This is a genomic window from Pseudomonas sp. H1_D05, assembly GCF_054682705.1.
Genome location: NZ_CP162825.1, coordinates 2,314,962 through 2,340,334, shown reverse-complemented (window position 1 = coordinate 2,340,334; position 25,373 = coordinate 2,314,962). Strand labels below are relative to the sequence as shown.

At 60.4% G+C, this 25,373-nt stretch carries 17 protein-coding genes and 1 pseudogene; 4 read left to right on the top strand and 14 right to left on the bottom strand.

All coding sequences use genetic code 11. The features are described 5' to 3' along the window. Positions 1-133: 133 nt before the first annotated feature. The 10 genes and pseudogenes from AB4O11_RS10615 to AB4O11_RS10570 form a co-directional block, all read right to left on the bottom strand. The gene (locus AB4O11_RS10615) at positions 134-1,552 is read right to left on the bottom strand and encodes an FAD-dependent oxidoreductase (RefSeq protein ID WP_007909438.1); all 1,419 of its coding nucleotides are present in this window, start codon (positions 1,550-1,552) and stop codon (positions 134-136) included. A 33-nt stretch (positions 1,553-1,585) separates the two neighbouring features. Beyond that, a complete protein-coding gene (gene gltB, locus AB4O11_RS10610) occupies positions 1,586-6,031 on the bottom strand; it encodes a glutamate synthase large subunit (RefSeq protein WP_460130608.1) in 4,446 nt (1,481 codons plus the stop codon). Between the two features lie 350 nt (positions 6,032-6,381). Beyond that, the gene (locus AB4O11_RS10605) at positions 6,382-7,971 is read right to left on the bottom strand and encodes an AAA family ATPase (RefSeq protein WP_186621287.1); all 1,590 of its coding nucleotides are present in this window, start codon (positions 7,969-7,971) and stop codon (positions 6,382-6,384) included. Positions 7,972-7,981: 10 nt separating this feature from the next. Continuing rightward, positions 7,982-9,082 carry a 3-dehydroquinate synthase gene (aroB, locus tag AB4O11_RS10600; protein WP_093430081.1) on the bottom strand — a complete coding sequence of 367 codons (1,101 nt, stop codon included), beginning with the start codon at positions 9,080-9,082 and terminating at the stop codon, positions 7,982-7,984. Between the two features lie 152 nt (positions 9,083-9,234). Further along, positions 9,235-9,753, bottom strand: coding sequence for a shikimate kinase AroK (gene aroK / locus AB4O11_RS10595; RefSeq protein WP_011332081.1), 519 nt, complete (start codon positions 9,751-9,753; stop codon positions 9,235-9,237). A 4-nt stretch (positions 9,754-9,757) separates the two neighbouring features. Next, a complete protein-coding gene (gene pilQ, locus AB4O11_RS10590; RefSeq protein ID WP_460130606.1) occupies positions 9,758-11,836 on the bottom strand; it encodes a type IV pilus secretin PilQ in 2,079 nt (692 codons plus the stop codon). A 13-nt stretch (positions 11,837-11,849) separates the two neighbouring features. Then, positions 11,850-12,377, bottom strand: coding sequence for a pilus assembly protein PilP (locus AB4O11_RS10585; RefSeq protein WP_095047207.1), 528 nt, complete (start codon positions 12,375-12,377; stop codon positions 11,850-11,852). Continuing rightward, positions 12,374-12,997, bottom strand: a complete 624-nt coding sequence (gene pilO, locus AB4O11_RS10580; protein WP_460130605.1) for a type 4a pilus biogenesis protein PilO — start codon at positions 12,995-12,997, stop codon at positions 12,374-12,376. The genes AB4O11_RS10585 and pilO overlap by 4 nt, the downstream gene beginning before the upstream one ends. Then, positions 12,994-13,560 carry a PilN domain-containing protein gene (locus AB4O11_RS10575; protein WP_460130604.1) on the bottom strand — a complete coding sequence of 189 codons (567 nt, stop codon included), beginning with the start codon at positions 13,558-13,560 and terminating at the stop codon, positions 12,994-12,996. Before AB4O11_RS10575 ends, pilO begins: the two co-directional genes overlap by 4 nt. Beyond that, positions 13,560-14,625, bottom strand: a pseudogene (locus AB4O11_RS10570) (pilus assembly protein PilM). The gene AB4O11_RS10575 and the pseudogene AB4O11_RS10570 overlap by 1 nt, the downstream one beginning before the upstream one ends. Positions 14,626-14,844: 219 nt before the next feature. On the opposite strand from AB4O11_RS10570, the gene AB4O11_RS10565 reads away from it, so the two are divergent. Next, a complete protein-coding gene (locus AB4O11_RS10565; protein WP_371748300.1) occupies positions 14,845-17,289 on the top strand; it encodes a penicillin-binding protein 1A in 2,445 nt (814 codons plus the stop codon). Between the two features lie 321 nt (positions 17,290-17,610). Here the strand turns inward: AB4O11_RS10565 and AB4O11_RS10560 are convergent, their stop codons facing one another. From AB4O11_RS10560 to rpmE, 3 genes are all read right to left on the bottom strand, one after another. Further along, entirely contained in the window at positions 17,611-18,879 is a 1,269-nt protein-coding gene (locus tag AB4O11_RS10560; protein ID WP_090280412.1) for a malic enzyme-like NAD(P)-binding protein, read from the bottom strand. A 183-nt stretch (positions 18,880-19,062) separates the two neighbouring features. Then, positions 19,063-19,863: a thermonuclease family protein gene (locus AB4O11_RS10555; protein WP_460089578.1), complete on the bottom strand. Its 801-nt coding sequence runs from the start codon at positions 19,861-19,863 to the stop codon at positions 19,063-19,065. Positions 19,864-19,877: 14 nt separating this feature from the next. Next, positions 19,878-20,105 carry a 50S ribosomal protein L31 gene (gene rpmE, locus AB4O11_RS10550; RefSeq protein WP_016984589.1) on the bottom strand — a complete coding sequence of 76 codons (228 nt, stop codon included), beginning with the start codon at positions 20,103-20,105 and terminating at the stop codon, positions 19,878-19,880. Positions 20,106-20,392: 287 nt separating this feature from the next. Here rpmE and AB4O11_RS10545 point away from each other — a divergent pair, with 287 nt between their 5' ends. Further along, positions 20,393-22,612, top strand: coding sequence for a primosomal protein N' (locus AB4O11_RS10545; RefSeq protein ID WP_093430074.1), 2,220 nt, complete (start codon positions 20,393-20,395; stop codon positions 22,610-22,612). 93 nt (positions 22,613-22,705) lie between these two features. On the opposite strand, the gene AB4O11_RS10540 is transcribed toward AB4O11_RS10545, so the two are convergent. Then, positions 22,706-22,828 carry a hypothetical protein gene (locus AB4O11_RS10540; protein WP_256579857.1) on the bottom strand — a complete coding sequence of 41 codons (123 nt, stop codon included), beginning with the start codon at positions 22,826-22,828 and terminating at the stop codon, positions 22,706-22,708. Here AB4O11_RS10540 and argS point away from each other — a divergent pair. Together argS and AB4O11_RS10530 are read left to right on the top strand one after the other, a co-directional pair. Further along, positions 22,827-24,563: an arginine--tRNA ligase gene (argS, locus tag AB4O11_RS10535; protein WP_093430073.1), complete on the top strand. Its 1,737-nt coding sequence runs from the start codon at positions 22,827-22,829 to the stop codon at positions 24,561-24,563. The two genes, AB4O11_RS10540 and argS, sit on opposite strands and share 2 nt — an antisense overlap. Position 24,564: 1 nt before the next feature. After that, on the top strand, positions 24,565-25,281 hold the full coding sequence (locus tag AB4O11_RS10530) for an SPOR domain-containing protein (RefSeq protein ID WP_007909385.1): 717 nt from the start codon (positions 24,565-24,567) through the stop codon (positions 25,279-25,281). Positions 25,282-25,373: the final 92 nt, after the last annotated feature.

Genomic DNA, 25,373 nt, shown 5'->3' with positions numbered 1-25,373 from the left:
CACCGAGAAACAACTGTGGGAGCGAGCCTGCTCGCGAAAGGGCCGGCACATCCAACATTACAGTTGGCTGACAGACCGCTTTCGCGAGCAAGCTCGCTCCCACAGGGGTGTTGCTTTGGCTCAGGAGCCGGGATCAGACGCCCAGGTAATCGAGGATCCCTTCGGCAGCATTGCGCCCTTCGAAGATCGCCGTCACCACCAGGTCGGAACCGCGCACCATGTCGCCACCGGCAAAGATTTTCGGGTTGCTGGTCTGGTGCTTGTACTGACCTTGCTCAGGCGCAACAACGCGGCCCTGGCTGTCGGTCTGGATTTCGAACTGTTCGAACCACGGCGCCGGGCTCGGGCGGAAACCGAAGGCGATGACCACGGCATCAGCCGGGATGATCTCTTCGGAACCCGGGATCGGCTCTGGGCTGCGACGGCCACGGGCGTCCGGTTCGCCGAGACGGGTCTCGACCACTTTCACGCCTTCAACCTTGTCTTCGCCGACGATAGCGATCGGCTGGCGGTTGTAGAGGAATTTCACGCCTTCTTCCTTGGCGTTCTTCACCTCTTTGCGCGAGCCGGGCATGTTCGCTTCGTCGCGACGATAAGCGCAGGTCACCGACTTGGCGCCCTGACGGATCGACGTGCGGTTGCAGTCCATCGCCGTGTCGCCGCCGCCGAGTACCACAACCTTCTTGCCTTTCATGTCGACGAAATCTTCCGGCGACTTTTCAAAGCCCAGGTTGCGATTGACGTTAGCGATCAGGAAGTCCAGCGCGTCATAAACGCCCGGCAGATCCTCACCGGCAAAACCGCCCTTCATGTAGGTGTAGGTGCCCATGCCCATGAACACTGCGTCGTATTCGGCGAGCAGTTGTTCCATGGTCACGTCTTTGCCGACTTCGGTATTCAGACGGAACTCGATGCCCATGCCAGTGAAGACTTCGCGACGATTGCTCAGCACGGTCTTTTCCAGCTTGAACTCGGGGATGCCGAAGGTCAGCAGACCGCCGATTTCCGGGTTCTTGTCGAACACCACCGGGGTCACGCCGCCGCGTACCAGCACGTCGGCACAACCCAGACCCGCCGGGCCCGCGCCGATGATGGCGACACGTTTGCCGGTCGGTTTGACCTTGGACATGTCCGGGCGCCAGCCCATGGCGAACGCGGTGTCGGTGATGTACTTCTCGACCGAACCGATGGTCACCGCGCCGAAACCGTCGTTAAGGGTGCAGGCACCCTCGCACAGACGATCCTGCGGACACACCCGGCCGCAGACTTCCGGCAGGGTGTTGGTCTGGTGCGACAGCTCGGCGGCCTGAAGGATGTTGCCCTCGGCCACCAGCTTCAGCCAGTTGGGAATGAAGTTGTGCACCGGGCACTTCCATTCGCAATACGGGTTGCCGCAACCCAGGCAGCGGTGGGCCTGATCGGCCGACTGCTGGGGTTTGAACGGTTCGTAGATTTCGACGAACTCTTTCTTGCGTTGACGCAACAGTTTCTTCTTCGGATCTTTGCGCCCGACATCGATGAACTGGAAGTCGTTATTCAGACGTTCAGCCATTGTTAAAACCTCATCAAACTCTTCAGGCGCATATCACTGCGGGTTGGCACGAGTGCTGGAAAGCAACGACTTCAGGTTGGCAGCCTTAGGCTTGACCAGCCAGAAACGGCGCAGGTAGTCATCGAGGTTTTCAGCGAGTTCACGACCCCACTCGCTGTCGGTTTCCGCGACGTACTCGTTCAGCACGTTTTGCAGGTGGCTGCGATAGGCTTCCATCGCCTCGCCGCTGATCCGCTGGATTTCCACCAGTTCGTGGTTGACCCGGTCAACGAAGGTGTTGTCCTGATCGAGCACGTAGGCGAAACCACCGGTCATGCCAGAGCCAAAGTTGTAACCGGTCTTGCCCAGAACGCAGACAAAACCACCGGTCATGTACTCACAGCAGTGATCGCCAGTGCCTTCCACAACCGTGTGGGCACCGGAGTTACGCACGGCAAAACGCTCGCCTGCGGTGCCGGCGGCGAACAGCTTGCCGCCCGTGGCGCCATAGAGGCAGGTGTTGCCGATGATGGCGCTTTCCTGAGTTTTGTAAACGCTGCCCTTCGGCGGCACGATGGTCAGCTTGCCACCGGTCATGCCTTTGCCGACGTAGTCGTTGGCGTCGCCTTCGAGGTACATGTTCAGACCGCCGGCGTTCCACACGCCGAAGCTCTGACCCGCCGTGCCCTTGAAGCGGAAGGTGATCGGCGCTTTCGCCATCCCTTGGTTGCCATGCTTGCGGGCGATTTCGCCGGAGATCCGCGCGCCGATCGAACGGTCGCAGTTGCAGATGTCCAGATCGAACTCGGCGCCGCTCATGTCGTTGATCGCCGACGAGGCCATCTCGACCATTTTCTCGGCCAGCAAACCTTGGTCGAACGGCGGGTTGCGCTCAACACCGCAGAACTGCGGTTTGTCTGCCGGGATGTGATCGCTGCCCAACAGTGGCGTCAGATCCAGGTGGTTCTGCTTGGCGGTCTGGCCTTCGAGAATTTCCAGCAGATCGGTACGACCGATCAGTTCTTCGAGGGAGCGTACGCCGAGCTTGGCCAGCCACTCACGGGTTTCCTCGGCGACGTAGGTGAAGAAATTCACCACCATGTCGACGGTATCGATGTAGTGATCCTTGCGCAGCTTCTCGTTCTGCGTCGCGACGCCGGTGGCGCAGTTGTTCAGGTGGCAGATACGCAGGTATTTGCAGCCCAGCGCGATCATCGGCGCAGTACCGAAGCCGAAGCTTTCGGCGCCGAGAATCGCTGCCTTGATCACGTCGAGGCCGGTTTTCAGGCCGCCGTCGGTCTGCACCCGGACTTTGCCGCGCAGGTCGTTGCCGCGCAGGGTCTGGTGGGTTTCAGCGAGGCCGAGTTCCCACGGCGCGCCGGCGTACTTGATCGAGGTCAGCGGCGAAGCACCGGTGCCACCGTCGTAGCCGGAGATAGTGATCAAGTCCGCATAGGCCTTGGCCACACCAGCGGCGATGGTGCCGACGCCTGCTTCAGCTACCAATTTGACCGAAACCAGTGCCTTCGGGTTGACCTGCTTCAGGTCAAAAATCAGCTGCGACAAGTCTTCGATCGAGTAGATGTCGTGGTGCGGCGGTGGCGAAATCAAGGTCACGCCCGGCACTGCATAACGCAGTTTGGCGATCAGCCCGTTCACTTTACCGCCCGGCAGTTGCCCGCCCTCGCCCGGCTTGGCGCCTTGCGCGACCTTGATCTGCAGCACTTCAGCGTTGACCAGGTATTCCGGGGTTACCCCGAAACGGCCAGTCGCGACTTGCTTGATTTTCGAGCTCTTGATGGTGCCGTAACGCGCCGGATCTTCACCACCTTCGCCGGAGTTGGAACGCGCACCGAGGCGGTTCATGGCTTCGGCCAGGGCTTCGTGAGCTTCCGGCGACAAGGCACCCAGCGAGATACCGGCGGAGTCGAAGCGCTTGAGCACCGATTCCAGTGGTTCGATTTCACTGATGTCCAGCGGCTTGTCGAGGGTCTTGACCTTGAACAGGTCGCGGATCATCGACACCGGACGATTGTCCACCAGCGAGGTGTATTCCTTGAACTTGGCGTAGTCGCCCTGCTGCACGGCAGCTTGCAGGGTGTTGACCACGTCCGGGTTGTAGGCGTGGTATTCGCCACCGTGGACGAACTTCAGCAGACCACCCTGCTGGATCGGCTTGCGCGGACTCCAGGCTTCGGTGGCGAGCGCTTTCTGCTCGGCTTCGATGTCGACGAAACGCGCACCCTTTATGCGGCTCGGCACGCCACGGAAGCTCAGGTCGCAGACTTCTTCGGACAGGCCAATGGCTTCGAACAGCTGCGCACCACGGTACGAAGCGATGGTCGAAATGCCCATCTTCGACAGAATTTTCAGCAGACCTTTGGTGATGCCTTTGCGGTAGTTCTTGAACACCTCATAGAGGTCGCCCAGCACTTCACCGGTGCGGATCAGGTCGCCCAGCACTTCATAGGCCAGGAACGGATAGACCGCCGAGGCGCCGAAGCCGATCAGCACCGCAAAGTGATGCGGATCGCGCGCGGTTGCGGTTTCAACGAGGATGTTGGAATCGCAGCGCAGGCCTTTTTCGGTCAGGCGGTGGTGTACGGCACCGGTCGCCAAGGATGCGTGGATTGGCAGTTTGCCCGGGGCAATATGGCGGTCGCTCAGAACGATCTGAGTCCGCCCGGCGCGCACGGCTTCCTCAGCCTGATCCGCAACGTTGCGGATCGCCGCTTCGAGGCCAACGCTTTCGTCGTAGTTGAGGTCGATGATCTGCCGCTCGAAACCCGGGCGGTCGAGGTTCATCAGCGAGCGCCACTTGGCCGGCGAGATCACCGGCGAGCTGAGGATCACGCGCGAAGCGTGTTCCGGCGACTCCTGGAAAATGTTGCGCTCGGCACCGAGGCAGATTTCCAGCGACATCACGATCGCTTCACGCAGCGGGTCGATCGGCGGGTTGGTGACCTGCGCGAACTGCTGGCGGAAATAGTCGTACGGCGTGCGCACACGCTGCGAGAGCACGGCCATCGGCGTGTCATCGCCCATCGAGCCAACGGCTTCGTAGCCTTGCTCGCCGAGCGGACGCAGGACCTGATCGCGCTCTTCGAACGTGACCTGATACATCTTCATGTATTGCTTGAGTTGATCAACGTCGTAAAACGCCGAACCGTGGTCGTTGTCTTCCATGGTCGCCTGAATGCGTAGGGCATTCTTGCGCAGCCATTGCTTGTACGGATGACGGGACTTCAGACGGTTGTCGATCGCATCGGTGTCGAGGATCTGCCCGGTTTCGGTGTCCACGGCGAAGATCTGGCCCGGGCCGACACGGCCCTTGGCAATCACGTCTTCCGGTTTGTAGTCCCACACGCCGATTTCCGAGGCGAGGGTGATGAAACCGTTGGTGGTGGTGACCCAGCGTGCCGGACGCAGACCGTTACGGTCGAGCAGGCACACCGCGTAGCGACCGTCGGTCATTACTACACCAGCCGGGCCGTCCCACGGCTCCATGTGCATCGAGTTGTACTCGTAGAACGCACGCAGATCTGGGTCCATGGTTTCAACGTTCTGCCACGCTGGCGGAATGATCATCCGCACACCACGGAACAGGTCGATGCCACCGGTGACCATCAGCTCGAGCATGTTGTCCATGCTCGAGGAGTCGGAACCGACACGGTTGACCAGCGGGCCGAGTTCTTCCAGATCCATCAGATCATTGGTGAACTTGGTCCGACGGGCCTGCGCCCAGTTACGGTTACCGGTGATGGTGTTGATCTCGCCGTTGTGGGCGAGGAAGCGGAATGGCTGGGCCAGCGGCCATTTCGGCAGGGTGTTGGTGGAGAAGCGCTGGTGGAACACGCAGATCGCGGTTTGCAGGCGCTCGTCACTCAGGTCTGGATAAAATGCGGCCAGATCGGCCGGCATCATCAGGCCTTTATAGATGATGGTCTTGTGCGAAAAGCTGCAGATGTAGTGGTCGGAGTCGACGGCGTTGGCCACCGACGAACGACGACGCGCACTGAACAGCTTCACGGCCATGTCCTGATCGCTCAGGCCTTCGCCGCCGATGTACACCTGCTCGATTTGCGGCAGACGCTCAAGGGCCAGGCGGCCGAGGACGCTGGTGTCGATCGGCACTTTGCGCCAGCCGATCAGTTGCAGGCCTTCAGCGAGGATCTCGCGGTTCATGTTCTCGCGAGCGGCTTCGGCTTTGGCCGGATCCTGGTTGAAGAAGACCATGCCCACCGCGTATTGCTTGGGCAGCTCGACGCTGAAGGTTTCTTGGGCAATGGCGCGCAGGAACGCATCAGGTTTTTGAATCAGCAGACCGCAACCGTCACCGGTCTTGCCGTCGGCATTAATCCCACCGCGGTGGGTCATGCAGGTCAGGGCCTCGATGGCCGTTTGCAAAAGGGTATGACTGGGCTCGCCCTGCATATGGGCTATCAGGCCGAAACCGCAGTTATCCTTGAATTCATCTGGTTGGTACAGACCTGCTTTCATAGACACTTTCTCACCAGGCTGCCTCTTTTCGAGGCAAATTTCTTTTCAATTCAACCACTTGCATCCTGCGCCGAACGTACGCCGGCTTCGCGGGGGCAAAAGGGTGGTCATTGTACACAGCGACACAGAGGCTCACAAATTTGACGACGAAATGTCGCAAATTCATGTCGCATTTGTGAAAGGTTTAAAGCGATCTGCTGTGCTAGTCAAAACTTTTTTAATTTTGACCGCAACGACTCAAAGACTACTGTGACGCAGACACCACAAGGCACGCGACCTGAGAAGGCGGCGCGCACTCGTAGAAATTTTGAGGTGCTTGGAGAGGCGGCCTGGGTAAGGCCGCCGAATCTTCAGCGAGTTGTTGCCAGTTCCTGTTGGACGCTGGCGACAGTGCGAGGCCAAGGTTTACCAGCCTGAACCTTCGCTGGCAAGGCCTTGATGGCAGAAACGGCTGCATCACGATTGGCGAAGTTGCCGTAGGTGATCACGTAAAGCGGTTTGCCGTTGAGGACTTTCTTGAAATAACGGTACTCACCGCCCTGCTCTTTGACGAAGTTTTGCGCTGCCGCTTCAGAGCTGGTGCCGAGGATCTGCACCACGTAGTTGCCGGTCGGCTGACCGGCATACCAGCTGCCACCGGCGGCTTTGGCAACGGTCACCGGCTTCTCGGCCGGTTTTGCAGCGGCGACTGGCTTGGCCGGCGCTGGGGCCGGTTTGGCGACTGGCGCGGCCGGAGCAGGCTTGGCGGTGGCAACCTGAGTAGGAGCAGGAGTCGGTTTGGCGGCCGGCAACGGAACCGGTGTCGGCGCGGGACCGGCAGGAACGCCCGCCGGTGGCGCGGAAGTGGTCACGGTCGGCGGAGTCGCACTGGAACCTTCCAGCGGCACGCCATCGTCGCCTTCGGTTATACCGCCAGCCGCCTCGGCCAACGGGCCGCGCATGACCGGTTGCGAGTTACCGACCAGCGGCAACGGCATCGGTTGCGTATTGCCGGCGAACTCGACGTTCGGTGCGCCGCCATTGGCACCCTGCCCCAAAGGCAACTGTGCCTGTTCATTGGCAGGAGCGCCGGTGGTTGGCGCCTTGTTGCGACCCGGCATCAACCAGGCGGCGGCGACCGCGACCACAACGACGGCGGAAATCGCCAATACGTGTTTCTTCGGCATGTTGAACCCCATACTTGGACGCTTGACCGCAGAGCGGCTGGCAATCATGACTTCGATCAGAGCATCGCGAGCGACCTGGTTGATGTTGCCCGGCCAACCCTCGGCACTTTCGTGAATATCAGAGATCTGATCTGCGCTGAAAAGTTCGACACCCCGGCCGGCACCTTCGAGCCGTTGGTCGAGATATTCGCGGGTCTCTTCTTCGGTGTACGGCTGCAACTCGATGACGTGGAAACGCTCTTCCTCAAGGTGCAAAGCCTCGAGCTGAGCGATCAGCGACGATTCACCGAACAGGAACACATGCGGGCGACCTTCGGGTGCGCCGGCACCCAGCGCCATCAGTGCTTCGAGAGCGGACTCGTCGAGTTGCTCAGCGTCGTCCACCAACAGATAGACTTCCTGGCCGGTCAGTGCGAGTTGCACCACTTGATCGAGAATCGCACCAACTTCGGCCTGAGCGACGTTCAGCGCCTGCGCCACCTGGCGCAGCACGCCAGCGGCATCACCGGCACCGCGGGCGGAAACCACGACGCTCTGCACCGACTGTTTGTTGGTGCTGGCGACCAGCGCCTGACGCAGCAAGGTCTTGCCACTGCCTTGCGGGCCGGTGACCACCAGCAGCAACTGGCTGTAACGCGCCAGATGATGCAGTTGACCCAGCACCGGTTTGCGCTGAGCCGGGAAGAACTTGAAGCCCGGCACGCGTGGCGCGAACGGGTCGTGACTTAACTGGAAATGGCCGAGGAACGCCTCGTCGGCATGCAAACTAGTCATTGGAATCTTTTCAACCTTTAAGCTGAGCCAGGGCGCGGTAATCCGCTCCCAGCGTGGCCTGTAGAACCTCTTTCGGATAATCGTCGGTCACTACCGCTTCGCCCATCCGGCGCAGCAGCACCAGGCGCAGACGACCGTCGATCACTTTTTTGTCGATTGCCATGTGTTGAAGAAAATCGGCTTCGGTCATTTCAGTCGGCGGCACCACTGGCAAGCCGGCGCGCTGGAACAGACGAATACCGCGATCACGCTCCTCGTCACTGATCCAGCCCAGACGCGCGGACATCTCCAGCGCCATCACGGTGCCAGCCGCGACCGCTTCCCCGTGCAACCAGACACCATAGCCCATGTGGGTCTCGATGGCGTGGCCGAAAGTGTGGCCGAGGTTGAGCGTGGCACGTACGCCGGTTTCTTTCTCATCGGCGCCAACCACCGCAGCCTTGGCCGCGCAAGAGCGCTCGATCGCGTAAGTCAGGGCTTTCTGGTCCAGCGCGCGCAGGGCATCGACGTTTTCTTCGAGCCAGGTCAGGAATGGCTCGTCGCAGATCAGCCCGTACTTGATGACTTCGGCCAGACCGGCAGACAGCTCGCGCTCTGGCAGGGTTTTCAGGGACGCCGTATCGATCAGCACCACGTTCGGCTGGTAGAACGCGCCGACCATGTTCTTGCCTAGTGGATGGTTGATACCGGTCTTGCCGCCCACCGAAGAATCGACCTGGGACAGCAATGTCGTCGGAATCTGGATGAAGTCGACACCGCGCTGGTAACACGCTGCGGCAAAACCGGCCATGTCGCCGATCACACCGCCGCCGAGGGCGATCACGGTGGTACGGCGATCATGACGGGCGGTCAGCAGACCGTCGAAGATCAGTTGCAGGGTTTCCCAGTTCTTGAAGGCTTCGCCGTCCGGCAACACCACGGAGATCACCGAGAACTGCGCCAGGCTGCGGGTCAGACGTTCAAGATAGAGCGGCGCAACGGTCTCGTTGGAGATGATTGCCACCTGCCGCCCATGGATATGCGGAGCCAGCAGCTCGGGCTGATCCAACAAACCTTCGCCAATATGAATCGGGTAGCTGCGCTCGCCTAGATCGACCTTGAGTGTCTGCATGTGTCCCCACAGTGAAGATGGAAGCAGGCGTCCTGCCCTGAATTATTGGTTATCTGCGGCCTATAGCGGGTATGACGCCGCTTGCACGCCATCCGCCACAACCTCGGCGGACTGTGACAGGACGCCGAGGATAGCGCATTTCGAGCGCTGCTTTAACGGGGAGGAAGCTGCGCCAGACGATCGAGAATGTCGAGCACCACCATACGTGGCGGCCGCTCGTCGGTTTCCACCACCAGATCGGCAATTTCCCGATAAAGCGGATCGCGGATCGCCAGCAGGTCACGCAGGGTTTTTTCCGGATTGGCAGTACGCAGCAACGGCCGGTTGCGATCGCGCGACGTGCGGCCGACCTGCTGCTCCACAGAGGCGTGCAGATACACCACTCGCCCACCCTCATGCAGGGCCTTGCGATTGGCATCGCGCATGACTGCGCCACCGCCGGTCGCCAACACCACACCATCGAACGCGCACAGCTCAGCGATCATCGCCTGCTCACGGTCACGAAAGCCGGGTTCGCCTTCCTTGTCGAAGATCCACGGGATATTGGCGCCCGTGCGCAATTCAATTTCCTTGTCGGAATCTTTGAACGGCAGGCGCAGCTCTTTGGCCAGTAACCGGCCGATGGTGCTTTTGCCAGCACCCATCGGTCCTACAAGAATCAAATTTCGCACAGAATCAACGACTCACAGCAATCGCCTGGTTATTCATGATACGTGGTGTGAGAAATACCAGCAGCTCGGATTTTTTCTCCGATACCACATCACGCCGGAAAAGGCGGCCAAGATACGGCACATCGCCAAGAAATGGCACCTTATCTACGACCTTGCTTTGAGTATTTGAGAAAACACCGCCAATCACGATGGTTTCGCCGTCATTGACTAGTACCTTGGCGTTGACCTCGTTTTTCTTGATCGGCGGCACATCCTGCACTTTGTTCAGGTAATCCGGTTCGTCCTTGGTGACCTTGACCTCCATGATGATGCGGTTGTCCGGGGTGATCTGCGGGGTGACTTCCAGCGACAGCGAGGCCTCCTTGAACGACACCGACGTCGCGCCGCTGGAGCTGGCTTCCTGATACGGAATCTCGGTGCCTTTGAGGATTTTTGCGGTTTCCTTGTCGGAGGTGACAACCTTCGGCTGCGAGACGATTTCGCCGTTGCCGGTCTTCTCCATGGCAGTCAGCTCAAGATCAAGCAGTACATTGTCGGTAATGAAGGCAATGCCGATCCCCGATGTATTACCCACAGTGCCCATGTCGACGAACGGCGAATTGGTGCTGGTACTGCCCGGCGTACCAATGGTGGTCGATGAACCGTTGACCCCGGAAGCGTTCCAGTTGCCCTTGTTCTGGATCGAGCCGCCCCAGCGCACGCCCAGACTTTTGTCGTAATCGACGTTGGCCTCGACAATCCGCGCTTCGATCATCACCTGACGCACCGGAATATCCAGTTGCGCCACGATCCGCCGCAGTTCGTCGAGGCGATCCTGAGTCTGATAGGCAATGATATTGTTGGTGCGCTCGTCGACGGTAATCGAACCGCGCTCGTCGATTTTCGCCTCAGCGCTGGTCACCGACTGGAACAGCTTGGCGATGTCCGCGGCTTTGGCGTAGTTCACCTGTAGCAGCTCGCGGCGCAACGGCGCCAGTTCGGCGATCTGCTTCTGCGACTCCAGTTCCTGACGCTCGCGGGCAGCGATTTCATCGGCCGGCGCCACCAGCAGCACATTGCCGATCTTGCGCTTATCCAGGCCCTTGGTTTTCAACACCAGATCCAGGGCCTGATCCCACGGCACATTTTGCAGGCGCAAGGTGATGCCACCCTGCACCGTGTCGCTGGCAACCAGATTGAGGTTGGTGAAGTCGGCGATCAGTTGCAGCACCGAGCGCACATCAATGTCCTGGAAGTTCAGCGAGAGCTTTTCGCCGACGTACGCCTGACGGTCAGCGTTGCGTTTTTGCAGGTCATCGACGGTCATCGGGCGGATGCTGACGGTCAGTTTGTTGTCAGTCTGGAAGGTGGAGTACTCGTAGGTGCCACTGGGTTCAACCGTAATAACTGTCCGATCAGCGGTTACTCCGGCATTGACGAACTGCACCGGGGTGGCGAAATCCTTGACGTCGAGGCGTACCCGCAACTTGTCCGGCAACTGCGTGCGCGCGAAGGTGAGGATGATCTTGCCGTCATGCTCCTGGATATCCGGAGCGATGGTCGGATCGGACAGGTCGATGACCACATTGCCTTCCCCCGCCGTACCACGCTGGAAGTCCACACCGCGAATCGCCCGGCTTTTCGGCACAAAAGCCTTGGCGGACGCAGCAGCTTTAGCGGTAGCACGAGGTGCAGCGGCAGCGGGACGCGGCGCGGTGGCCGGTGCGCCCTGACCGACCACCACGAACAGGTTATTGCCCTGAACCCGCGTGGTGTACGGCGCCAATTGCGTCAGGCTGACAATCAGCCGCGTGCGTTCCTTGGCCTCAACCACAGTGGCGGTGCGCGCATTGCCACTGCCCAGATCGAGGTTCTTGCTGGCCAACTGACTGGCGACACCGGGCAGGTCCAGGGCAATCCGCGCCGGCGATTCGGTGGTGTAGCCCTTGGGTTGTGGTGGCGGGCCGTCGAACGACAACTTCAGCTCGACGCGATCACCCGGCAACGCCGCCACGTCCAGCATCTTCAGATTGGCCGCGAGTACCATCGGTGACATCAGCGCTATCCATAGCGAAAAACCGAGGGTGGAGAAAATCCTGTTCATTGTTCGACTTCCACTATGAGTGCTCTTTCAAAGGAATGGTGCGCGGACGCTCCAGCCAGGCGCCTTCGCCGTCGGGGACGATTTCGACGACATCGACCTGGGTAGCGCTGATGGCGACGATGCGACCGTCATTGCGCCCCAGGTAATCGCCGACCTTCAAACGATGCACGCCGCCAGCGCCGCGCAGCAACGCAAAGGAGCCGGAAGCATTGGCAATCGTGCCGACCATCTCGAACTGCTCGATGTTGAAACCTTCGAGGTATTGCTTGACCCGATTGGGATCGGGCTTGACGTTGCGTGAGCCATGTTTCTGCCCGGCCAGATCAACCCGCACCTGGCGCGAGAACGGACTGCGCAGGTTGGCCGCGCTGTAAGTGAATGTTGGGTAAGACCGGAATGTCGGGGTTGGTTCAATCTTGCCTGCCGGGCGCAGGCGTACTTCATTCAGGTAGGCATCAAGATCGCTGAAGTCATTGCTGCCACCACAACCGTTCAACGCGAGCAGCGTCATCGACAACGCGATGTAACGAGTCGGGCTCATTTCTGCAGCCCCTTGTCGTTATACCGGTAGGTCTTGGCAAGGATGCTCATGCGCAGCTTCGGCCCGCCCTCTTTATCGGCAGGCGCGAGTTCGAAATCGTGCAAGGTGACAATGCGTGGCAACCCGGCCACGCCACTGACGAAGGTCGCAAGGTCGTGATAGGCACCGGTGACGGTGATCTGGATCGGCAGCTCGATGTAAAACTGCTGGGTGACCTCCGGCAGCAGTTTGATCTCTTCGAACTCCAGGCCGCTGCCCAGCCCCGTGCGGGTAATGTCTTCGAGCAGGCCCGGCACTTCGGTGTCACTGGGCAATTGGCGCAACAGCACGCCAAAGGTGTTTTCCATCTCCTTCATTTGTTGGGTGTACAGCTCAAGGTTGGCTGAAAGACGCGCCTTGCTGGCGAACTGCTCCTTGAGCGTGGCTTCTTCCTCGCGCTTGGCTTCGAGTTGGTTTTCCAGGTCACTGATGAAAAAGCTATAACCGAGCGCCAGGACCAACACCATCAACAGCGCCCCGGCGATGGCTTTCACTGCTGCCGGCCATGAGCCGATGTTGCTGGTATCGAGGTCGTTGAAATCGATGTCGCGCAGACTTTCCAGCCATTCGGACGGCTTCATTGCTCGTCCTCCACGGTGCGGGGCTGGGTCTGCCGTACGGTCAACTCAAACGTGTTGGCCTGATCCACCTGGCCCGCCGTCGTCGCCTTCACCTCGTTGAGACTGGGCGCGTCGAACCAGTCGGAAGCATCCAGATTGCGCATCAACTCGGAGACCCGGTTGTTCGATTCGGCTGCACCGCTGATCGACAGGGTTTTGCCAACCATCTTCACGTCGGTGAAATACACACCGTCCGGCAGCGTGCGCGCCAGTTGATCGAAGATTCGCCCACTGATCTGCCGGTTGCCCTGCAAGTCCTGGATGATGCGCATGCGCTCGACCAGTTGCTGACGACGCGCCTTGAGTTCACTGATCTGCTTGATCCGTTCGTCGACCACGGCGATCTGCTTGCCGATGTAGTCGTTGCGCGCCACTTGCTGCTCAATCGCCGCACTGATGATCTGATCGGCGATGAGCACCGCACCGACCGAGCCGGCCAACACGCCGATCAAGGCCAGCAGAAAGCGCTTGTGCCGCTCTTCGCGACGTTCCTCGCGCCAGGGTAGGAGGTTGATCCGCGCCATCAGTCGAAACTCCTGAGCGCGAGCCCGCAGGCGATCATCAGCGCCGGCGCGTCGCTGGCCAAAGCCCCGGCGTTGACTTTGCTGCTCAGGGCCATGTTGGCAAACGGGTTGGCTACTTGTGTCGGTGTGCTCAGGCGCTGCTCGATCAGCCGATCCAGTCCGGGCACTGAAGCCGTGCCGCCGGCCAGCAGAATGTGATCGACCGCGTTGTATTGCCCGGAGGCGAAGAAGAACTGCAGCGAGCGCGACACTTGCTGCACCAGCGCCTCGCGAAACGGTTGCAAGACCTCGCTGATGTAATCATCGGGCAGGCCACCCTGTTTTTTCGCCAGCCCCGCTTGTTCGAGGGTCAGGCCATAGCGGCGCTGGATTTCCTCGGTCAGTTGCCGGCCGCCGAACAATTGCTCGCGGGTATAGATGATCTTGCCATTGTACAGGACGCTGAGCGTGGTCATGGTCGCGCCGATGTCGACCACAGCGACAGTCAGACGCTCCTGAGACGCCGCCAGTTGCGTGGCCAGCAAGCCGAACGAGCGCTCCAGCGCATAGGCTTCGACGTCGACTACCCGTGCGGTCAGCCCGGCCAGAGCCAGCGCCGCTTCGCGGACTTCGACGTTTTCCTTGCGACAGGCAGCGAGCAACACGTTGACCCGCTCAGGGTTGCGCGGTGACACGCCACTGGACTTCGAAATCGATGGCGACCTCGTCCAGCGGGTAGGGAATGTACTGATCGGCCTCGATCTTGAGCTGGTTTTCCAGCTCGTCGTCGGACAGCCCGGCGTCCATCTCGATGATCTTGGTGATCACGGCGGAACCGGCCACTGCGACTGCCACGCTCTTGAGCCCGGTGCGCGCCTTGACCAGTAAACGGCTCAGGGCCTGACCGACGCCTTCAAGTTCGGCGATGTTCTTTTCGACCACGGCGTTGACTGGCAATGGCTCTACCGCATACGCCTCGACCCGGTAGCGATCACCCTGACGGCTCAGTTCCAGCAGCTTCACTGACGTGGAACTGATGTCGATCCCCAGTAACGTATTGGCCTTTTTATTGAAGAGTCCCAGCACTACCAATTCCCTATGACTTTCCGTGAGTTACGGACTCTGTAATACGCATTGCGTTCCTTCACCCCGTCTTGACAGAAGCGCAAATGACGCCCCCAGCAGAAAAGTGCTTATAATGCCCAGCGTTTTTTTCCGCTTTTTACTGCAAGCGCGGATGGTTCTGTGTGTAGCCGGAGCCCCGTCGCCAAATTCATTCTTTGCACTGGATGTCCAAAAGCCTTGATTCGTCTGCTGAAATTTTTCGGTTGGTCCATCGTCGCCGTTTTCTGCGGACTGCTTTTAGGTCTCAGCGGCGCGTTTCTTTACCTTAGTCCGGGTTTGCCGTCTGTGGAGGCTCTGCGAAGCATTCAGTTGCAGATTCCGCTGCGGGTCTACTCCAGCGACAACAAGTTGATCGCCGAATTTGGCGAAATGCGCCGCACACCGATCCGTTTCGCCGACATTCCCCCCAATTTCATTAATGCGTTACTAAGTGCTGAAGACGACAATTTCGCCAACCACTATGGCGTCGATCCGAGCAGCCTGATGCGCGCCGCGACCCAACTGGTCAAAAGCGGACACATTCAGTCCGGCGGCAGCACCATCACCATGCAGGTAGCGAAGAACTTCTTCCTGACCAGCGAACGCAGCTTCTCGCGCAAAACCACCGAAATTCTTCTGGCCCTGCAGATCGAGCGACAGCTGACCAAGGATGAAATCCTTGAGCTGTACGTGAACAAGATCTATCTGGGCAACCGCGCCTATGGCATCGAAGCGGCGGCGCAGGTGTATTACGGCAAGTCGATCCGTGATGTCAGCCTGGCGCAGATGGCGATGATCGCCGGCCTGCCGAAAGCCCCGTCGCGTTTCAACCCGCTAGCCAACCCGGCGCGCAGCAAAGAACGCCGCGACTGGATCCTCGGGCGCATGTACAAGCTTGGCAAGATCAGCGAAGCGGACTACACCGCTGCGATCAACGAACCGCTGAACGCCAGCTATCACGTGCCGACCCCGGAAGTGAATGCACCGTATATCGCTGAAATGGCCCGTGCCGAGATGGTCGGCCGTTATGGCAGCGACGCTTACACCGAAGGTTTCCGCGTCACCACCACGGTGCCGAGCAACCTGCAGGAAATGGCCAACACCGCGCTGCACGAAGGTTTGATGACCTACGACCAGCGTCACGGCTACCGTGGCCCCGAATCGCGTCTGCCGGGCAAGACCCGTGAGGCCTGGGCCAACGAACTGACCAAGCAGCGCACCATCAGCAGCCTTGAGCCGGCCATCGTCACCCAGGTCGATAAGAACGGCCTGCAAGTGCTGACCCGCACCGGCGAAGAACACGTCGCCTGGGACACCATGAAATGGGCACGACCGTTCCTCAACACCAACAGCATGGGTGCCAATCCGCGCCAGCCGTCGGATGTCGCGGCGGTCGGTGATCTGGTTCGCGTGCAGCGTCAGAAAGACAATTCACTGAAGTTCAGCCAGATCCCGCAGGCGCAAGGTGCGCTGGTGTCGCTGGATCCGCAGAACGGCGCGATTCGCTCGCTGGTCGGCGGTTTCGCCTTCGAACAGAGCAACTACAACCGTGCGATGCAGGCCAAGCGTCAGCCGGGCTCGAGCTTCAAGCCGTTCGTCTACAGCGCCGCGCTGGATAGCGGCTACACCGCTGCCACGCTGGTCAACGATGCGCCGATCGTGTTTGTCGACGAATATCTGGACAAGGTCTGGCGCCCGAAGAACGACACCAACACCTTCCTCGGCCCGATCCGCCTGCGTGAGGCGCTGTACAAGTCGCGTAACCTGGTGTCGATCCGCTTGCTGCAGGCGATGGGCGTAGGCAAGACCATCGACTACATCACCCGTTTCGGCTTCAACAAGCAGGATCTGCCGCCCAACCTGTCGCTGGCGCTGGGTACTGCAACGCTGACGCCGATGGAAATTGCGACCGGTTGGAGTACGTTCGCCAACGGCGGTTACAAGATCACCCCGTACATCATCGACAAGATCGAAAGCCGTAATGGCGACACGCTGTTCGTCGCCAACCCGCCAACCGTGCCTCAGGGCGGTTCGGCGACGGACGGTATCGCGGCGCCGCACACCGATTCGTTTACGGTCAACGCCACACCGGTTGCGGGCGAAGTGCCGGGCAGCGCGGCCGTGCCGCAAACACCGGCAGTGGCCGAGCGAATTGTCGATGGCCGCACCACCTACATCCTCAACAGCATGTTGCAGGACGTGATCAAGCTCGGCACCGGCCGTCGCGCGTTGGCCATGGGCCGCAGCGATATCGCCGGTAAAACCGGTACCACCAACGAATCGAAAGACGCGTGGTTCTCTGGTTACAACGCCGATTACGTGACCACCGTGTGGACTGGCTTTGACCAGCCGGAAAGCCTCGGTCGTCGCGAGTTCGGCGGTACTGTGGCGCTGCCGATCTGGATGAACTACATGTCGGCTGCACTGAAGGACAAACCGCCGCACGTGCAGCCTGAGCCGGAAGGTTTGCTGAGCCTGCGCGTGGACCCGGTCAGTGGCCGAGCGGCGACGCCGAGCACGCCAGGCGCGTATTTCGAGCTGTTCAAGTCTGAAGACACGCCGCCGTCGGTGAATGAACTGGGTAATGGCGCCGTACCGGGCAGCCCGCTGCCAGCGGATGAGCAGGCGCCGATCGATCTGTTCTAATCCTGAAGCAGCAAAAAGCCCCGCCTTCGTGAGATGTGCGGGGCTTTTTTATGGCTGAAGATCTAGAGCCCCTCACCCTAGCCCTCTCCCGGAGGGAGAGGGGACTGACCGAGTTGTCTAGCGCTCTACATCGACCTGAGAGAGCTGTGTCGATTATGGATTCAAAACAATACGTTCAAGTCGGCGTAACTCCCGAACATCCCCCAATCAGTCCCCTCTCCCCCTGGGAGAGGGGCTAGGGTGAGGGGGTTCTTGATCTTCAGGCAATAAAAAGCCCCGACTCTCACGAGCCGGGGCTTTCGTTTGAAGCGCTACAACGGCTTAGCCGTTGAACACGTCATCCACGCTTTTCAGCGGGTAGTTCTTCGGATACGGTAGCGTCGCCACACCAGTCTCGATCGCGGCCTTGGCCACAGCGTCGGAGATCAGGGTGATCAGGCGCTTGTCCATTGGCTTCGGAATGATGTACTCACGGCCGAATTCCAGCGGCGCACCACCGTAGGCATCGCACACGTCCTGAGGGACAGGCAGCTTGGCCAGTTCACGCAGGGCGTTGGCGGCAGCCACTTTCATTTCTTCGTTGATGCGCTTGGCGCGAACGTCCAGAGCACCACGGAAGATGAACGGGAAGCCCAGCACGTTGTTGACCTGGTTCGGGTAGTCCGAACGGCCGGTGGCCATGATCACGTCGCTACGGGTAGCGTGCGCCAGCTCCGGGGAGATTTCCGGATCCGGGTTCGAGCAGGCGAACACGATCGGGTTGGCCGCCATCGACAGCAGGCCTTCTGCGCTCAGCAGGTTCGGGCCGGACAGACCGACGAACACGTCAGCGCCTGCCAGTGCGTCAGCCAGGCTGCGCTTCTCGGTGGCGTGAGCGAATACCGCTTTGTACTGGTTCAGGTCGTCACGGCCGGAATGGATCACACCGGTACGGTCAACCATGAAGATGTTTTCGATGCGTGCGCCCATGCTCACCAGCAGTTTCATGCAGGAGATGGCGGCAGCACCGGCGCCCAGGCAGACGATTTTCGCTTCTGGCAGGGTTTTGCCAGCGATTTCCAGGGCGTTGATCATGCCCGCAGCGGTCACGATCGCGGTGCCGTGCTGGTCATCGTGGAACACCGGAATGTCGCACTGCTCAATCAGAGCACGTTCGATCTCAAAGCACTCTGGCGCCTTGATGTCTTCCAGGTTGATACCACCGAATGTGATGGAGATGCGTTTTACGGTATCGATAAAGGCTTGCGGGCTTTCGGAGTCGACTTCGATGTCGAAAACGTCGATGCCGGCGAAGCGCTTGAACAGTACGCCTTTACCTTCCATCACTGGCTTGGAAGCCAATGGGCCGAGGTTGCCCAGACCGAGAATCGCGGTGCCATCGGAAATGACTGCAACCAGGTTGCCCTTGCCGGTGTATTTGTAGGCCAGTTCAGGATCGCGAGCGATCTCACGCACTGGTTCAGCTACGCCGGGGCTGTAGGCCAGCGACAAGTCGCGAGCGGTAGCAGTGGCCTTGGTGAGCTCGACACTCAGCTTCCCTGGACGAGGATTGGCATGATATTCGAGAGCGGCAGTTTTCAGATCAGACATTTTGGCATTCCGCTTTTTACTGTTGGACAGACTGGTCAGCGAGGATACGCGCCTCGCAAAGTCCCCACAAGACTGAGCGGTCACCCCTGTCAAGCGCCCTGCCCTACGACTTTGGGCCAAGAGCCACGGCGCACAAGGGCTGGACTGTTCACAATCGATAGAAAAAATGTCTACAATTTTTCTTCAGCGCAGCGTTTGCAACATCGAAGGATCCGTCAACGGAAGCAGCCAGCGCGACTGGCCGGATTGCAATCCACCGCGCCGGGAACGATCAACGATCCAGCCACGAGCCTCGATCTGCTTGCCTTTCAATGCCTGCAACCGGGCATTGTCAAATTGTCCGACCAGATTGGGTGCAACGCGCAATACAAGCGAGTCCTGCAACTCGATCCAGATTCCGCCTCGATTGCGCTGAACCTTGCTCACACGCCCACTGATCACGGCAAAACCCGAGCGCTGGATCTGCTCCGCTTTCAGTACAGGTGATTGCCGCCAGAGGCCCAGCCCGGCCTTTCGCGCACTACGTTCGGCGGCTTGCTGGCAGGCAACAAGATCGACATTCGGCGCAACCGCGACCTGGAAACCGAGGCCATCGGCGAGCATTTGCGCTTCGAGATTGGCGCCGCTGGTGCTGTAAATATGCGCGAGCGTACGCCCGTAATGGTCTTTGGCTTGCTTGCCGGGGCGCAAACCGACACGTCCGCCGCTGGCATCGACCAGCGCTTGCAGGCGTTTGCGTGCCGCCACGGCGAAGGGTTCGTCGCTGCGGCCCTGCCTGCCCAGCTCAGGCGTGTTGAGGCCGATCATCCGCACGCTGCGACCGTCGCTCAGGCGCAGCGTGTCGCCATCGACCACGCGCTGCACGGTGACGCTGGTCAGCCCCGCAGGCGCCGGGCAAAAGGCCTGAGCGCCGGATAGCCAAATCGCAGACACAAAAAAGGCGCCCGCGAGGGACGCCTTTTTCAGCAACGAGGAAAAGCCCACCGGGCCCTTCAACCTTACTCTGCAGCAGCAGGTTTCTTGCCGAAAGCACCGAAACGGTCTGCGAAGCGCTGAACGCGGCCGCCAGTGTCCAGAGTCTTCTGCTTACCGGTGTAGAACGGGTGGCATTCGTTGCAAACGTCGATTGGCAGAGCTTTGCCGAAAGTCGAACGGGTTTCGAACTTGTTGCCACAGCTGCAGGTAACAGCGATGACTGGGTAATTCGGGTGGATATCAGCTTTCATGGTGTCTTCCTCAGCTAGCGTGCCGCCACCCAACACTATTGTTGAATACCGCACGTAATTAGGCCGCGGATTCTACCAGACCTTTTCAAACACGCAAGCTGTCACCGAGACCGACCGTCTGCTAGGCTCCCGGCCCAATACGCGATTCCCAGTGGGAGCGAGCCTGCTCGCGAATGCGTTGTGTCAGTCAATCCTTAAGCGCCTGATACACCGCCTTCGCGAGCAAGCTCGCTCCCACAATTGATCTGCACTCGTCCCTTATTTTGCGTTTATAGAGATCCCCCCGCGTGCCCGACGCCATTCTGCGCCTAGCCCTGCCTTCACCCTTGCGCCGCCTGTTCGACTATCGAGCGCCGGCCGGCGTGCTGCGTGAGCAATTGCAGCCGGGCATGCGCCTGCGAGTGCCGTTCGGTCGACGCGAGATGATCGGGATTCTGGTCGAGGTCACGGACACCAGCGAAGTGCCGGTGGAGAAACTGAAACCAGCGCTGGCCCTGCTCGACGCCACAGCGCCACTGCCACCGGCGCTGTTCAAGCTGTGCCTGTGGACGTCGCAGTATTATCAGCACAGCCTCGGCGACACCCTGAGCTGGGCGCTGCCAGTCCTGTTGCGCCAAGGCGAGCTGGCAGAGGCGCGACAGGAACGTTTCTGGTCGATCGTCCCGGGCGCCAGCCTTGATGATCCGCGCATCGCCCGCGCCCCGCGCCAGCGGGAAGCACTCGCCACCCTCGCTCAACACCCGCACGGCGTCGCCCATCAGTTGCTGAGCAAACTGATGCTGAGCAAGGACAGCCTTGATCTGCTGCTGGCGAAAAATCTGGTGCAAGTGGAAATCCGCCGGCATGCACCCGGCGTGCGCCATGAGCATTGGCTGGCGCAGCCGGAATTGCCGCTGAACGCCGAACAGCGCGCCGCCTACGAGGCGATCCGCGCCGGCTTCGACAGTTATCACGCGTTCCTGCTGGCCGGGGTCACCGGCAGTGGCAAGACCGAAGTCTATTTGCAACTGATCCGCGAAACCCTCGAAGCCGGCAAACAGGCGCTGGTGCTGATCCCGGAGATCAACCTCGGCCCGCAGACCCTGGCGCGTTTCGAGCAGCGCTTCAATGCGCGCATCGCCCTGCTGCACTCGGCGGTCAATGATCGCGAGCGCCTCGAAGCCTGGCTCGCCGCACGTGATGGCGAGGCCGACATTATTATCGGCACCCGCTCGGCGCTGTTTACGCCGATGAAGAATCCCGGACTGATCATCATCGATGAAGAGCACGACGGCTCTTATAAACAGCAGGAAGGTTTGCGCTACCACGCCCGTGATCTGGCGCTGGTGCGTGCACGGCAGGAAAACATCCCGATCGTTCTCGGTTCCGCGACGCCATCACTGGAAAGCCTGCACAACGCCTACACCGGCCGTTACGGCCTCCTACGCCTGAATGAACGTGCTGGCGGTGCCAAGCAGCCACGCTTCCTGCGGCTGGATGTGAAAAGCCGTCCACTGGACAGCGGTATTTCCGGGCCGATGCAACAAGCCATCGGCCAGACCCTCGCCAATGGCCAACAGGTGCTGGTGTTCCTCAACCGGCGCGGCTTCGCACCGACGTTGCTCTGCCACGACTGCGGCTGGATGTCCGAGTGTTCGCGCTGCGATGCGCGGATGACCGTGCACCAGCGTTACGGCGAACTGCGCTGCCACCACTGTGGCTACGTCGAGCGCACGCCGCGCCAATGTCCGAAGTGCAACAAGGTCGATCTGCGACCGGTCGGCGCGGGTACTGAGCGCGCCGAGGAACGTCTGGCGATTCTGTTTCCCGACTACCCGGTACTGCGCGTCGACCGCGACAGTACCTCGCGCAAGGACGCGATGAATCAGTTGTTCGCAACGATTCAGAAGGGCCAGCCGTGCATTCTGGTCGGCACGCAGATGTTGGCCAAGGGTCACCATTTTCCAAGGGTGACGCTGGTGTCGATTCTGGATGCTGACGGCGGTCTGTTCTCCGGCGACTTCCGCGCCAGCGAGCGCATGGCGCAGTTGATCGTGCAGGTCGCAGGTCGTGCCGGGCGAGCGGAGGAACCGGGCAAGGTGATTATCCAGACACACCTCGCTGACCATCCTTTATTGGTGCAACTCACCGAACAGGGCTATTTCGCCTTTGCCGAACAGGCCTTGAGCGAGCGCCGCGCCGCCGGGTTGCCGCCGTTTGCGCATCTGGCGCTGTTGCGTGCTGAAGCGCACAAGCCCGGGCAAGCGGAAGGTTTTCTCGATGAGGCGTGTAGCGAAGCCGAGCGTTTGCTGGCTGAGCAGAACCTGAGCGGGATCGAATTGCTCGGGCCAGTGCCAGCACCGATGGAACGCCGCGCCGGGCGTTATCGCGCGCAGCTGCTGTTGCAGGCGACAGCACGGGCGCCGCTGCATCGGTTGCTGGCCAGTTGGTTGCTGGTGCTGGAGCAGATGCCAAGCGGGCGGGCGGTGCGCTGGTCGCTGGATGTCGATCCCGTCGATTTGTATTGAAGATCAAAAGATCGCCGCCTGCGGCAACTCTTGCAGGAAAACGCCTATCCCCTTGTAGGAGCCGCCGCAGGCGGCGATCTTTTGATCTGAATGTCACCACATATCCATAAGCTGCCTGCTAAGGTTGGCAAGCCCGTCTTCGCAACGGATAATGCCCAGTTTTTCCACCCGCGCATCGATGCGCCCGCCGCGCTTGCGGTCGAAAGAGAAGACCATGAAAGACACCATTCGCCAGCTGATCCAACAAGCCCTCACCCAACTCGTCAACGAAGGTGTGTTGCCTGAAGGCCTGTCGCCGGCGATCCAGGTGGAGAACGCCCGTGACAAGACCCACGGCGACTTCGCCAGCAACATCGCCATGATGCTGGCCAAGCCTGCGGGCATGAAGCCGCGCGATCTGGCGGAAAAAATCATTGCCGCACTGCCTGCCGACGAGAACGTCACCAAGGCCGAAATCGCCGGCCCGGGCTTCATCAATTTCTTCCAGAACACCCAGGCCTTGGCCAACCGCCTCGATGCCGCACTGGCTGATGCTCACATTGGCGTGCGCAAGGCTGGCCCGGCGCAGCGCACCGTGGTCGACCTGTCGGCACCGAACCTGGCCAAAGAGATGCACGTCGGCCACTTGCGCTCGACCATCATCGGCGACGGCGTGGCGCGCGTACTGGAATTCCTCGGCGACGAAGTGATCCGTCAGAACCACGTGGGCGACTGGGGCACCCAGTTCGGCATGCTGATGGCGTATCTGCAGGAAAACCCGATCACCAGCGATGAGCTGTCGGACCTGGAAAACTTCTACCGCGCCGCCAAGCAGCGTTTCGACGAATCCGCAGAATTCGCCGACCGCGCCCGTGGCCTGGTGGTCAAGTTGCAGGCCGGCGATGCCGAGTGCCTGGCGCTGTGGACCCGGTTCAAGGACATCTCGCTGTCGCACTGCCAGAAGATCTACGAACTGCTCAACGTCAAGCTGACCATGGCCGACGTGATGGGTGAAAGCGCCTACAACGACGACCTGATCAACGTGGTCAACGATCTGAAAGCCGCCGGCATGCTGGTCGAAAGCAACGGCGCCCAGTGTGTGTTCCTCGACGAGTTCAAGAACGCCGACGGCGATCCGCTGCCAGTGATCATCGTCAAGGCTGACGGCGGCTATCTCTATGCCACCACTGACCTGGCAGCCGTGCGCTACCGCAGTGGCAAGCTGAAAGCCGACCGCGCGTTGTACTTCGTCGACCAGCGTCAAGCCCTGCACTTCCAGCAAGTGTTCGCCGTGGCGCGCAAGGCCGGTTTCGTCACCCATCCGATGGAAATGGAGCACATGGGCTTCGGCACCATGAACGGCGCCGATGGCCGTCCGTTCAAGACCCGTGACGGCGGCACCGTGAAGCTGATCGACCTGCTCACCGAAGCGCAGGAACGCGCCTACAACCTGGTGAAAGAGAAGAACCCGCAACTGGCCGAAGACGAGCTGCGCAACATCGCCAAAGTCGTCGGCATCGGCGCGGTGAAATACGCCGACCTGTCGAAGCACCGCACCAGCGACTACAGCTTCAACTTCGACCTGATGCTGAATTTCGAAGGCAACACCGCGCCGTACCTGCTTTACGCCTACACCCGCGTGGCCGGTGTGTTCCGAAAGCTGGGCAAGGATTTCAGCGAAGTCGACGGTCAGATCGTTCTCGAAGCCGAGCACGAACTTGAGCTGGCGGCGAAACTGGCGCAGTTCGGTGAAGTGCTGAACAACGTGTCCGACAAAGGCACGCCGCACATTCTCTGCACTTATCTGTACGACGTTGCCGGTCTGTTCTCCAGCTTCTACGAGAACTGCCCGATCCTCGCTGCCGAAACCCCGGCCCAGATGCAGAGCCGTCTGCGTCTGGCCGCGCTGACCGGTCGCACCCTCAAGCAAGGCCTGGAGCTGTTGGGTCTGGAAACTCTGGAGCGTATGTAAGTTGGCTGCCAAGAAAAAACCTGCACCCAAGCGTGGCGCCAGCCGTTACCAAGCTCCTGCGAAGCAACCGATTCCGGGTTGGCTGTGGATGGCCATCGGCCTCACGGTCGGCGCGTTCATCGTGTTTCTGATGAAGCTGGAGCCGGGCAAGGGCAGCGACACGGTCAAGCGCGAGAAAGTCGAACAGGCGCAACAGCAGAAAGCGTCGAAGATCGCCGAGGCCAACAAGACCCCGCCGAGCCCGACGCAACCGGTGAAGCCGAAGTACGACTTCTACACCCTGCTGCCGGAATCGGAAGTGATCGTGCCGCCAGACGCGGTGCCGGAGAAGACGTTGCCGACGCCACAAGTGCCGGCCATCCCGACCACGCCAGTTACTCCGGCGGAAGCGGCGAAGATCGACACCGCGCGCGCGCAGGCCGCGCTGGCCGGGATTACCCCGCCGCCAGCGCCACCAGTGAGCAAAGCCGCGCCGGTGACCAAGTTCTTCTTGCAGGCCGGTTCGTTCCGCAAGGAGACGGATGCCGACAAGGTCCGCGCGCAGATCATTCTGCTCGGTCAGGCGGTGGCGGTTGAGTCCGGCACGGTGAAGGATGAAACCTGGTATCGCGTATTGGTCGGGCCGTTCAGCAACCGTGAGCAACTAACTACTGCACAGAAACAACTGGCTGGCGCCGGCTTCAGCAACCTGTTGTTACAACAACGCCAGAGCCGCTGATTCGCCAAACCACCGCGTCATCGTTCTTCGCGAGCAAGCTCGCTCCCACAGGAATAACGCAGTCCCTGTGGGAGCGAGCCTGCTCGCGAAGG

What these genes read in the sequence shown, in the direction of transcription:
- pilQ (WP_460130606.1), bottom strand. Translation starts at nt 11,836, where the DNA reads ATGAACAGGATTTTCTCCACCCTCGGTTTTTCGCTATGGATAGCGCTG.
- AB4O11_RS10615 (WP_007909438.1), bottom strand. Translation starts at nt 1,552, where the DNA reads ATGGCTGAACGTCTGAATAACGACTTCCAGTTCATCGATGTCGGGCGC.
- aroB (WP_093430081.1), bottom strand. Translation starts at nt 9,082, where the DNA reads ATGCAGACACTCAAGGTCGATCTAGGCGAGCGCAGCTACCCGATTCAT.
- pilO (WP_460130605.1), bottom strand. Translation starts at nt 12,997, where the DNA reads ATGAAGCCGTCCGAATGGCTGGAAAGTCTGCGCGACATCGATTTCAAC.
- AB4O11_RS10540 (WP_256579857.1), bottom strand. Translation starts at nt 22,828, where the DNA reads ATGGTCTTCTCTTTCGACCGCAAGCGCGGCGGGCGCATCGATGCGCGG.
- argS (WP_093430073.1), top strand. Translation starts at nt 22,827, where the DNA reads ATGAAAGACACCATTCGCCAGCTGATCCAACAAGCCCTCACCCAACTC.
- AB4O11_RS10575 (WP_460130604.1), bottom strand. Translation starts at nt 13,560, where the DNA reads ATGGCGCGGATCAACCTCCTACCCTGGCGCGAGGAACGTCGCGAAGAG.
- AB4O11_RS10605 (WP_186621287.1), bottom strand. Translation starts at nt 7,971, where the DNA reads ATGACTAGTTTGCATGCCGACGAGGCGTTCCTCGGCCATTTCCAGTTA.
- gltB (WP_460130608.1), bottom strand. Translation starts at nt 6,031, where the DNA reads ATGAAAGCAGGTCTGTACCAACCAGATGAATTCAAGGATAACTGCGGT.
- rpmE (WP_016984589.1), bottom strand. Translation starts at nt 20,105, where the DNA reads ATGAAAGCTGATATCCACCCGAATTACCCAGTCATCGCTGTTACCTGC.
- AB4O11_RS10560 (WP_090280412.1), bottom strand. Translation starts at nt 18,879, where the DNA reads ATGTCTGATCTGAAAACTGCCGCTCTCGAATATCATGCCAATCCTCGT.
- AB4O11_RS10585 (WP_095047207.1), bottom strand. Translation starts at nt 12,377, where the DNA reads ATGAGCCCGACTCGTTACATCGCGTTGTCGATGACGCTGCTCGCGTTG.